7 protein-coding genes are annotated in these 12,120 nt (G+C 46.4%); 6 read left to right on the plus strand and 1 reads right to left on the minus strand.

Going from position 1 to position 12,120, the window contains the following annotated elements:
• Together DDR33_RS25785 and DDR33_RS09495 are read left to right on the plus strand one after the other, a co-directional pair.
• Positions 1–498: hypothetical protein (locus tag DDR33_RS25785; protein WP_158280694.1), on the plus strand; the 498-nt coding region annotated here is incomplete at its 5' end.
• 129 nt (positions 499–627) lie between these two features.
• Positions 628–1,632: a 2-hydroxyacid dehydrogenase gene (locus DDR33_RS09495; protein ID WP_394341109.1), complete on the plus strand. Its 1,005-nt coding sequence runs from the start codon at positions 628–630 to the stop codon at positions 1,630–1,632.
• A gap of 34 nt (positions 1,633–1,666) precedes the next feature.
• Here the strand turns inward: DDR33_RS09495 and DDR33_RS09500 are convergent, their stop codons facing one another.
• On the minus strand, positions 1,667–6,475 hold the full coding sequence (locus DDR33_RS09500) for a RecQ family ATP-dependent DNA helicase (protein WP_109415555.1): 4,809 nt from the start codon (positions 6,473–6,475) through the stop codon (positions 1,667–1,669).
• 67 nt (positions 6,476–6,542) lie between these two features.
• On the opposite strand from DDR33_RS09500, the gene DDR33_RS09505 reads away from it, so the two are divergent.
• The 4 genes from DDR33_RS09505 to DDR33_RS09520 all read left to right on the plus strand — a co-directional run bounded on the left by DDR33_RS09505 (position 6,543) and on the right by DDR33_RS09520 (position 12,113).
• A complete protein-coding gene (locus tag DDR33_RS09505) occupies positions 6,543–7,289 on the plus strand; it encodes an AAA family ATPase (protein ID WP_109415556.1) in 747 nt (248 codons plus the stop codon).
• Positions 7,290–7,847, plus strand: coding sequence for a DUF4269 domain-containing protein (locus DDR33_RS09510; RefSeq protein WP_109415557.1), 558 nt, complete (start codon positions 7,290–7,292; stop codon positions 7,845–7,847).
• 362 nt (positions 7,848–8,209) lie between these two features.
• On the plus strand, positions 8,210–11,002 hold the full coding sequence (locus DDR33_RS09515) for an alpha-L-rhamnosidase (protein ID WP_109415558.1): 2,793 nt from the start codon (positions 8,210–8,212) through the stop codon (positions 11,000–11,002).
• 13 nt (positions 11,003–11,015) lie between these two features.
• A complete protein-coding gene (locus tag DDR33_RS09520; protein ID WP_238387741.1) occupies positions 11,016–12,113 on the plus strand; it encodes a glycoside hydrolase family protein in 1,098 nt (365 codons plus the stop codon).
• Positions 12,114–12,120 lie beyond the last annotated feature (7 nt).

Below are 12,120 nucleotides of genomic sequence, written 5' to 3' on the forward strand. Positions count from 1 at the left end.
TGGAAGGATATGGAGGCGCTGGACTTTGAGATGGAGGGGACGATCCCGGAAGGGTGTATGGTAATAGTGACGGCCTCGCTGGATTGCCTGGGCGTCAGTGATACGGGTGCAGGGGGCGGCCTGGTCAATACGCCTTCGTTCAGCCCTGCGGCGATCCTGGCGGCTTTCAGGACGACGGAGCCTCTTTCGCTTGAGGAGCCGCTGAAAGTGAGGAAGGAGGCCGGGAGGCGTCACCCGGGCTTGTGTTATGCGGGGAATGAGTTGCTGGAGAAGATGGCTAAAGGGGCGGAAAAGATGAGGGACAGGGAGCAAAGGGGGAGCCGGAGGGTAAGAGCAGATGGGTTATCGGGAAGTGGCACGGGGAGAAACGGGCCGGAGGGTGTTGTAGAGAATGAGAGGGTGTTGAGTTCGGAGGGGGTGTTGAGCGCGAAGGAAAGATTGAGCACTGACGGTGATGAGGGGATGCCTTTTGTTCTGGGAAAGAGGTTTTCTCTTTAGAAGCAGCTTTCTCTTTAAGGAAGGTTTTCTTTGTAAGGGAAGGGGGCGAATAAGCGAGGGTACACAGAAGATGCAAATCTGAAAGTGTTACCTTAGCCGCTGTTTGCACTAAAACAGGAGATGAGTCACGTGGCACAGAAGATATTTATAACAAGGAAAATTACCGCATCGGGAGTAAAGTTGATGGAAGATGCCGGTTTTAGCGTTACGGAATGGACAGAAAAAAGGGATCTGACACAAGAGGAACTGATTGGCCATTGTAAGAACTATGATGCACTGGTGAGTGCGGGACCTAATAAGCTCGATAAGCACTTTTTAAACGAGTGCCGGCATCTGAAGGTAATTGCCCTGCACGCCGTTGGCTTTGATAATGTGGATGTAGCAGAAGCTACACGGCTGGGTATTCTAGTAGGTAATACGCCGGGAGTATTAAGCAAAACGACTGCCGACACGGCGTTCCTTTTAATGCTGAATGTTTCAAGAAAGGCATTTTATCACCACCAGCGTATTCTGAATGGCGAATGGGGATTCTTTGATCCTACGGTAAACCTCGGAATAGAACTCGACGGGAAAACCCTTGGAATCTTTGGACTGGGTAATATCGGTACTGAAATGGCAAAACGATGCAGCAGGGCATTCGGAATGAAGGTTATTTATCATAACCGCAGCCGCAATGAGGAGGCGGAAAAAGAGCTGGGAGCGGAATATGTGAGTTTTGATGAACTCCTGGATAGAAGTGATATTCTTTCGGTTCACTCCTCCCTGAACAAAGAAAATGGTGCCATATTCAACCGGGATGTTTTCGCAAAGATGAAGTCTACTGCCATATTTATCAATACAGCCAGGGGAGCGATGCATGATGAAGAGGCACTGATTGAGGCTTTGCGGAACGGGATCATATGGGGGGCCGGTCTTGATGTTTCAAATCCGGAACCAATGCTTCCCCATAATCCTCTTTTAACAATGGAGAATGTTGCTGTAACGCCCCATATTGGTACTTCTACGGAAGAAACAAGAGTAGAAATGGTTCGTCTTATTGCTGAAAATATCATTGCGGGGCTTAAAGGACAATCTTTGCCGTATCCGGTAAATCCGGAGGTTTACAAGGCTGATACTTCCGAAAAACAGCATTAGCTTAGGCCACCCGCGTGTGTAAGTGAAATATAAATCACCCGGGTGTGTAAGTGAAATATACCTCGGGAAGCAGTATGATGATTTCCTGCTCCGCGTCTTCTTTTTTCCAGTAAAGGATGTAATTTATCCTGGCCGACCTGATGGCAAAGCCTTTCGTCTTCAGATCCAGGACCGTGTTTTGGAATTTCTTGGAGAATTTTAAAACTGTAACACCATCGGGCTTTTCGCAGCCTTCTTCTGTTACCATAAGCCTGTCTCCGCTGCGAAGGTTTGACAGTAAAGCCTGACGGGGTATGAAATAGTCAAGCCATACGTCTTTGTAATTCAGCTGAATCAACCACCCGCGGGGTGGCGGGTAAATGTTGCTGTCTTCGGTCACTACAAGCTCATCAGTTTTTATATTTCGAAAGAAATTATCTGTGGTATGAACCGAAAGATGTTTTTTAGCCCTTGTGATCCCTACATACAGAAGCCTTTTTGTATCATCATCCGCAGGGTTGCACGCGCCGAGTAATAAAAAGATATGTTCGAACTCTTTCCCTTTTGCCTGATGAATAGTGGATACCAGGATAACATCTTCGGTGGCGAACAGAAAATCCTCCGGTTTCGATTCCTGCAGCAGAGTTTGCAGGTCGGTCCTGTATTTCGCTTTTGTATTAGTTTCTTCAAAATCTTTCAGCACGCGCAGGCACATATCGAGTTTCGTGCTCTTACCGAAGTGTTTTATTAGTTCCGCCTTTGCCTGCTTCCAGTGTTCCTCCTGGATAATAGAAACGTCAGGGTAGCTGTCAATGAGCTCCAGGAAAAACCGGATCTCAAGAATGTTTTTAACACTGATGCTATCGTCGGACTGGCTCAGTTTAACCGGCCTGCGATGACTTAGCAGCAGCCCGGCGATCCTGGAAGCCTCCTCGTTTGTTCTCGTTAGTACGCAGGTGCTGCCTTTGAGGTCTGTATTTAGCAGGTCGTTTACCAGGGGAGTGACAAGGTTTTCTCCATTATAGTGTGTCAGGCGGATCTCTCCATTGTCTATTTGCCGGGCAACAACCGGGCTGCTCTTTAGCCTGTGAGAAATGCTTTCTGCAAGCTGATTGGCAAATTGCACCAGGTTATTCTTACTCCTGTAATTTTCAATAAGTTCATATTTGCGTGCGCTCTTTTCACGGATAAATCTCTCCAGGTGTTCAGATCTTGCACCGCGGAATGTATAGATGTTTTGGTCGTCATCTCCAACCATGATCACCCTCATGTCCTCGTTTTGCTCTATGAGTGCTTCCACCAGGGAGTATTCAGTAGCATCCATATCCTGGGCTTCATCAATCACCAGAACGGTTTTGGTAATGCGGTTGGTTTCAACTTCCCGGCTGCGTATTTTGTTAACTGCCTCCCTGATGATATCGCCGGATCTTTCAAGGCTGCCTACCCGCCCGGTCAGATCAAAACAATATGAATGAAATGTTTTAATCTCAACGAAGTTTGCTGCATTGCCAATGAGCCCCGTCAGGCGTTTTTTGAATTCAGTAACGGCCGCTCTTGAAAAGGCGATCATGAGCAGATGCTCCAGTTTGATGTCTTCCATCATTGCCAGTGAAGCAAGCTTGTGGACGAGGACCCGGGTTTTTCCACTTCCAGGGCCGGCCGCCACAACGATATATTTAGAAGTATTGTCGTTGATTATCCTGAGCTGAGCTGGTGACAGATCACCTATGATCTGCCTGAATTTTGCAGGTGTCAGGGTCCTTTTAATTTCAACCTGCCTGTCTCCCCTGAAGTATTTGCTGAGGAACGAGGAGTAGTTTAATTGAAAATAGTCATCGACAAACCCGAGCGCCTCTTTATAATCATTAACCATCTTTTGCGCATACTCGCCAACTATATGGATTTGCTGTACTTTATTCTCATAAAACTGGCTTAGTTTCTGGTAATCTGCAAGGGTGTATTTTGCCCTGTTGTTTTTCTCAAGCCTGTCAATGGTCAGCTTATTATAAATTACCAGGAAACCCCCGTCAAGCTTTAAAGCGCCGGTGCGGGAGAGGTAAAACAAAGTATCTTCAATATCTTCATGGTTTACTTGTGTTTTGAATAGTCCTGTCTGCCCGTTGTATCCGTTAACGAGTTCCAGCTCTGAAAATTCCACCAATATCTCTTCGGAGTCAGATCCGGTTACCGGGGTGCTGGCTGCTGTCTTTTGGTAAAGATGATGAATAATGAATCCTGCAAGGTCCCGGCGTTTCTGGAATTTCTCTTTTGCCTCTTCTTTTTTGATAAGCCAGTGGATCCTGAGATGATTTTTTGAATAGCCATCTCTCCTCTTGGAGATCCATTTCTTTATAGCCCAGAAATTGAGAATAGTCTGGATCTGGTTAGGGTTAGCGTTGCTGATTCCTTTTTCTTCTGCCAGGTCATTCAGTTCTTTAAGCGAATAAACAGATTCATCTTCGTCAATGGCAGATAGCAGGAAGTTCTCTATGCCGCAGGCCATTTCTGTGATGTTCAGCGAGCGGTTCCTGTTTTCTCCCTTTTTGATAAAGGCCGTGAGATCCATGGCATCGGCCAGGATGTTTTCGTCCCGTAAAAGATTGACTGCTTCAATTACTTTTTCTCTTTCAATCCCCAGGTGGTCGGATATGTAATCAATCCGTGATTCAGGAGCGTCGTCGCTGACAAGCTTCCGGCTCCTGGCTGAGATTAACTTTTTGATGATCCGGATGGCGCTTGTCTTTTGGTCATCGCTGAATCGTTCAGATGCCTGTATCCTGTCTGCTGCTTCCTGAGCTGTACGTGGTATGATACTGCTGGCGAATACCTTTGGCATGTTCTGTTTTCGCAGGACATACCCGGCATCTTCAAGTGCAGCAATTGCGGTGGTCACCCTGGTCTCTACATCGGCAATGGAATCGTCCCAACCGGCTTTACGTGCTATATCCAGTGCTGAGTTGGAAACAGCAGACCGGAACCGTGTCAGGTCTTTGATCGCTTTCCATACCTGCTGAATGTCTTTAATACCCAGTTTGGTTTGGTTATGCAGGATGAAATGCCTGGAAAGATCTTCATCATTATACAGGATATAGCATTCGGCCGTAATATTTTCGTCTCTGCCAGCCCGTCCGGCCTCCTGGACGTAGTTTTCCAGTGAATCTGAAATGTCATAGTGGATCACCATCCCTACGTCTTTTTTGTCGACTCCCATTCCAAAGGCTGACGTGGCAACCATAATGCGTACCTTCCCTGAGAGAAAATCGTTCTGGTTCCCGATCTTTTCGGATGAATCCATCTTTCCGTGATAGGGGAGTGCCTTTAATCCATCATTGGTCAATTTATCGGCGAGCTCGCAGGCCCTCTTCGTTCTCGAAACGTAGACAATAGCAGGGCATGGCTTTTCGCCGATGAGGTCCCGGAGCGTGCTGTATTTGTGAGTATCGTCCGCGCTGTTAATCACGCGGTAACGGAGATTGGTCCTGGATGCCCCGGTTCTGAATAATTCCAGATCCAGGGAAAGTTTTTCTTTAAAATACTGACGAATATCTTCTATTACTTTTCGCTTTGCAGTTGCGGTAAAACACGAAACAGGGATCGGCATCTCGCTGTTCTTCTTTTCCTGCAATGAGCGGATGAAGTCGCCGATATGCAGGTAATCGACTCTGAAATCATGCCCCCATGAAGAAAAACAATGTGCCTCATCAATCACGAAACGAGCTATTTTCCTGCCAAGCAACAGCCGTTCAATACTTACAGACCGTAACGATTCGGGAGAAATGTAGAGGATAGATGCCGACCCGTCTTCAACCCTTGCAAAAGATTTCGCGCGTTCGATGGGATCGAGCAATCCGTTAATCGTAACGGCTGCCGTACAACCTGCTTTTTCAAGGTTGTCTACCTGGTCCTTCATCAGAGATTGCAGGGGAGAGATCACTACTGTCAGAGCTTTTGAATTTTCTCCGCTCATTAAAGCCGGAATCTGGAACGTAATTGACTTGCCTCCTCCTGTTGGAAAAACTGCCAGGAGTGATTTATTATGGACAGCTGCTTTCACTGCCATTTCCTGCAGCGGCTCGCCTCCGTATGTACGGTATGCCGTAAATCCAAAATGTCTTTTCAACCCTTCATGTATGTCCAGTGCTCTATTACAGTAAATACAGCCTTCCAGGCAAGGAGTGTCCCGCAGCATGTGCAGGAGCCGGGCGGCCTTTGGGTATTGCATGATCACCCAGGGCGGCAGCTGCGAGTTCGGTTTTTTGCAGCTGAGCAATGCAAGGCAATAAGCGAGTTCTACCGGGTATTCCGTAACCATTTGCTGTAAATCAGCCTGGTTGCAAATATCTTCTCTGAAGACTGTGCTGATAAGAGTCCTTACATCCTGATCGTCGCTATGGTATCCGGTGTAAATAAAAAATGCACTAAAGTTCGGATGACGGTGCAGCAATAGCCACAGGACTTGTTTCAATGGTGCAGCAAGATCATGAAACGCTGATACTTCATCATAAAAGAGATCCCGGGCCTTTATAGCATCGTTAAGAGGATTATTCAGGTCATCTGTCTGAAGTTTATCGTCCTTTAGCAATGCATGTGAGGGTTGGGCAGGGAACATCAGCGGGGAGAGGAGCAGTGTGTCAATCACGCCGTGTTTATCTGTCAGATCCTGCCCCAGAGCCCTCTTAAGAAACTTCAGGTCGTGACTGAAAATGTTATGTCCGCAAATGAGTTTCGATCCGCCTATAAAGCTGACAAATGCGCTGACTGATCCTGAGTGAAAAGGGCGATGGTTATCAAGGATACATCCTATATCCAGTATTTTCTTGCTGCGCGGTTCAATTTCCGTATCAATAAAAGCGATTGATTCCATCCCCGACCGATATAGGTGAGGGTAAAGATAATGGAATTTTTTACCTTTGGAAAAACAATAAGTACCTGTGCCATACCTTTCAGAAATAAGATATCAGCCTGTTGATAGTAGTGATTATCCATTTAGCATTCCAGCCCTGAGAAACGGACTGAGGCTGTCGTTGTATTCAAATGTTGCTTTTTTTGTAGGCGAGAATGGCTCAGGTAAATCAACTGTACTCGAAGGAGTTGCAGAAAAGTGCGGTTTTAGTCTGAGAGGAGGAAACAGGAATCACAATCTGAACAGCGGATTCAGTTTTGATGAATATGAATCGCCACTCGCTGAATTTATACAATTAGTCTGGAAGCCAAGAAGAATAAACCAGGGTTTTTTTATGAGGGCGGAGAGCTTTTTCAATTTTGCATCGTATATCGATGAAATGGTAAAAGAAAATCCTAATCCCGCAGATGGTCAAAAATTACTTGATGCCTATGGCGGCAAGTCCCTCCATGAACAATCCCATGGCGAATCTTTCCTTTCCCTTTTCGATAACAAGTTTGATTCCGGCATTTATATCCTTGATGAGCCTGAAGCTGCTTTGTCACCCGCAAGGATCCTCGCTTTTATGTCCGTGATCAATAAGCTCGAAAGAAGCGGGCGCGCACAGTTCCTGATAGCGACACATTCGCCCATATTGATCTGTTACCCCGGTGCTGCGATTTTTCATTTCAGTGAGAGCGGAGTTACTGAAACTACTTACCAGGAAACGGAGCATTACAATCTTACCAAATCTTTTCTTGATAACCCGGAGACATTCCTCAGACACCTTTTTTAAATGAAAAAGTTTGATACGATAGAGTATCTGAAGGCTGGAAATTCTGTCCAGCAGAAAGCCTGGAAGGTTTTAGGCGAACATAGGGTTATGGAATTACTTGAGCCTTTTGATCCTGTTCTGACAGGCACCATCCCCCTGGAAATAGATATACCGGGCAGTGATATGGACATTGTATGCTGTTGGAGGAATATTGATGCTTTTAAAGCAGCACTTCTCTCTTTCAGCGGGGAGAAAGAGTTCTCAATGTCGGAGTCTCATGTCAATGGCGTGCAAACCGTTATGGCATTCTTCAGAATGGAAGATCTTCCCGTTGAGGTTTTCGGTCAAAACCGGCCGGTAAAACAGCAGGAAGCATACCGGCATATGATGATTGAATATTTTATACTTCAACAAAAGGGAGAGGAATTTAAAAGAGCTGTTATAGAATTGAAATTAAAGGGAATAAAGACAGAACCAGCCTTTGCAATGCTGCTGGGGCTGGAAGGAGATGCTTACAGCGCCTTACTGGATTATCCGGAGACTGATCCGGCCATCGCCCTGGAGTTAAGGAACCTGTAAAGCCGGTTATTCAACAAAGAGAATCCGGATACTCCAGGGGACGGTTTTGATGGTCAGCAACTAATATGCCGCTGGATAAGTTTAAGAACTATATGTAAAAACCATGATACGATTATACCTCCGCATTCTTATTTGGGTGTAATGGTCGGTGAAGGATGATTCCGAAGAAATTAAGAAATAACCTTCTGAACCTTAAAATAATAGACCGTCCTTTTGTTCCTGTAAATGCTAAATAAGCGTATCTTACCTTTATTGTTTGTTTTTGCTCAGGATAATATTATACAATATATAGAGAACTTTTCATAAAAAAGCTCCTCGCTCCGCCAGTAACTTTGTTTGCTAACCATAGATACGAAAGAAGAATGCGCAAACTAACTACAGTTTCCTTGCTCCTGTTTTTTATTTCTTTAAGATCCTTTGGGCAAGGGATTTGGGTAGAGAATTTGCGCTGTGAGGGGAAAAAGGATCCCATAGGACTGGATATGAGAACTCCCCGGCTGAGCTGGGAGATCCGTTCATCCAGCCGGAACGTTCTGCAAATTTCTTATCAGATATTAGTTTCAGATAACCTGAAATCACTTTCTGCCAACCAAGGGAACATCTGGGATTCAAAGAAGATTTCGTCTGATGCTTCTATACAGGTAAAATATGCGGGCAGTGTATTAAACCCCGCCAAACAATATTACTGGAAAGTAAGGGTCTGGGACAATAAGGGGCGCGTCTCTGCCTGGAGTAAGGCAGCTTCATGGCAAACTGCTTTGTTTTCGGCTGCGGACTGGAAAGGTGCAAAATGGATCGCCTGGGAAAACCTGCCAGATGCGGAAAAGATAATACCTGCTTCGCACGGGAAGGGCGGAAAAAATTTGCAGCCAACTAATAATGTATTGCCGCTTATCCGGAAAACGTTTGATGTTAAGGCTTCTTTAAAAAAGGCTACGGTATTCATTTCCGGGCTTGGCCATTTCGAAATGAGTGTCAACGGAACGAAAACAGGAGACCATTTCCTTGATCCGGGATGGACGAAATACGATAAGGAGGCTCTCTATGTGACGTTTGATATAACCAGTCAGCTGAAGCAGGGGAAGAATGCCCTGGGAGTTATGTTGGGCAACGGCTTTTATTACACCCCCAGGGACAAGCGCTACCGGAAGCTTACCGGGGCGTTCGGCTATCCCAAAATGATCTGCCGCATTCAGCTTGAATATCAGAACGGGACTGTCCAGAATATCCTGAGTGACGGCAGCTGGAGAACAGCCCCAGGCCCGGTCACCTACAGCAGTATCTATGGGGGAGAAGATTATGATGCCCGCAAAGAACAGCCGGGATGGAATACGCCGGTGTTTAATGATAGCCGCTGGAAGCAGGTGGTGATAGCAGATGGCCCTCCGGTCCTAAGGTCACAAATGGCTGATCCTCTGAAAACTTTCGAAAGTTTTGTTCCTGTAAAGACCACCCGGATATCTGATGTTTCTTATGTTTTCGATCTGGGGCAAAATGCCTCTGGAATTCCGGAGATTACCGTTCAGGGGAAGAAAGGGGATACCGTCAGAATTACCCCGGCTGAGCTGATCAATGACGATGGCTCTGCCAATCAAAAGTCAACAGGTAAGCCTGTATATTACGATTACGTATTAAAAGGCGGAGGAGTGGAAACATGGAGTCCGCGCTTTACTTATTATGGCTACCGCTATTTACAGGTGGAGGGCGCTGTTCCCCCGGGAATGGCAAATGCTGCGAATAAGCCGGTGCTCAGGTCTGTCAGAGGCCTGCATACCCGTAACGCAGCGGAAAAAGCCGGTGAGTTTGCTTCGTCGAATGATCTGTTTAACCGGACAAGTAAACTGATCGACTGGGCCATCCGGAGCAATATGGTGAGCGTTTTTACAGATTGCCCCCACCGTGAGCGTCTTGGCTGGCAGGAGCAGGTTCACCTGGTGGGCAATTCGATCCGCTATAATTACAATATCGCTAACCTGTGCAGGAAGGTGCTGGATGATTTAAGAACGGCACAGACGCCTGAGGGTTTGATTCCGGCCACAGTACCCGAATATACCGTGATGGATTTCATGGAAGGAGTGTTCCGCGATTCTCCGGAATGGGGAAGCAATGCCATTATCCTGCCCTGGTACCTCTATGAATGGTATGGCGACAAGGATGCCCTGGAAAGCTCCTATCCGATGATGCAGCGTTATCTTGATTATCTGAGCAGTAAGGCCAGCAGCCATATCATTTCTTACGGATTGAGTGACTGGTATGATATCGGGCCGGAGCGTTCCGGCTTTTGCCAGATGACACCGATGGGCTTAACGGCTACTGCCTATTATTACTATGATCTGCAAATCCTTCAGAAAGCAGCTTTACTGCTCGGAAAAAGTGCAGATGCAGATAGATATGCTTCTCTTGCCAAAGAAGTGAAACAGGCATTCAACAGCAAGTTTTTCGACAGGGAGAAAATGCAGTACGGTTCCGGAAGCCAGACTTCCAATGCCATGCCGGTGTACATGGGACTCGTGGAGCCTCAGTATAAGGAAGCTGTGATCAACCATATAGTAAAAGATATCAGGGACCGAAACAATAGCCTCACATCGGGAGATATTGGGTTCCGTTATTTGCTTCAGGTGCTTGCTGATGCCGGAAGATCGGATGTGATCTACGACATGAACAGTAATACTGAAGTTCCGGGATATGGGTATCAGCTTGCAAAGGGGGCTACAGCGCTTACTGAATCGTGGGTCGCTTCTCCCGCTGTTTCCAATAACCACTTTATGCTGGGGCATATCCTGGAGTGGTTTTATAGTAGTGTAGCAGGGATCAGGCCGGGTGAGAACTCTGTGGGCTTTAACACGATAACGATACACCCTGAGATCGTAGGAAATATCACTTCTGCAAATGCTGACTATCAGTCGCCTTATGGCCTGATATCCAGTCAATGGAAAAAGAGTGAAGGCCAGTTTGAGCTGACTGCTAAGGTTCCGGGAAATACAAAGGCTACCGTATGGCTTCCCGCGGGAAAGATCTCACAGATCTCCGAAGGGGGGAAGGCTCTTTCAACAGACAAGGGAATATTGGTAAAAGAGACAAGGAACGGAAAAACCGCTCTTGAAATTGGTTCGGGGGTATATCACTTTGCTGTGAAAAACAATAGTATTTTTTAACACACACACACATATGATATTTAAAGGCGCTTTAACTGCAGTACTGCTGTTTGCAATCGGGCTTTCATCAAAAGGTCAGGGACAGAAAGTTCCTGATGAGAGGATGCGCGGGGTGTATGAGGAAGTGAAAACACCTCATAAATATGGATTGGTCATGGTTCCGGCTGATGATTCGCAGAAGATGGACTGCCCCAGTGTGTTCAAAAAAGGTAATGACTGGTATATGACCTACGTGATCTTCAACGGTCGCGGTTACGAAACCTGGCTGGCAAAGAGCAAGGATCTTCTGCACTGGGAACAGCAAGGACGTTTGTTGTCATTTGGTGACAGCACCGAATGGGATGGAAGTCAGCGTGCCGGATATATCGCCCTGCAGGACACAAAATGGGGAGGCAGTTACAACGTAAAAAAATACAAAGGCAGATACTGGATGTCTTATTTCGGAGGATCAGCAACAGGATATGAGGCCGGCGATCTCGGAATCAGTATGGCTTATACAACAGGCGACGTGGCGAAGGCTCATGAATGGAAACGCTTCGAAAAACCCTTCTTTACTTCCAAAGATCCGGATGTGAGATGGTGGGAAAACAGGAAGCTGTTTAAGAGCAGTGTGATCCTGGATGAAAAGAAACTAACCGGGCATCCTTTTGTGATGTACTATAATGCTAACGGCGATTCCGCAAAAAATAATATTAAAACAAGATGGTTTGAACGGATCGGAATGGCTGTTTCAGATGACATGGTCAACTGGAAGCGGTTCAATGAGGAACCTGTAATGCATCATCCCGTTGGGATAACCGGCGATGCTGTTTTGCAGAAGATGGATGACCTTTGGGTCATGTTTTACTTTGGTGCATTCTGGCAGGATCGTAAAGGTGCTTTCAACCGTTTTGCCTGCTCGTATGACCTGGTGAACTGGACTGACTGGACAGGCGACAACCTCATAGAGCCTTCAGAACCCTATGATAGTCTCTATGCACACAAGTCATTCGTCGTCAAACACAAAGGCGTTGTATACCACTTCTATTGTGCAGTGAACAAGAAAGATCAGCGCGGCATCGCAGTAGCGACCTCAAAAGATTTGGGCAAGAGCGGTGTACGGTTTAAGTAGGTGGGGG

Origin of the sequence: Pararcticibacter amylolyticus, assembly GCF_003130405.1 — a bacterium.
Lineage (GTDB): Bacteria > Bacteroidota > Bacteroidia > Sphingobacteriales > Sphingobacteriaceae > Arcticibacter > Arcticibacter amylolyticus.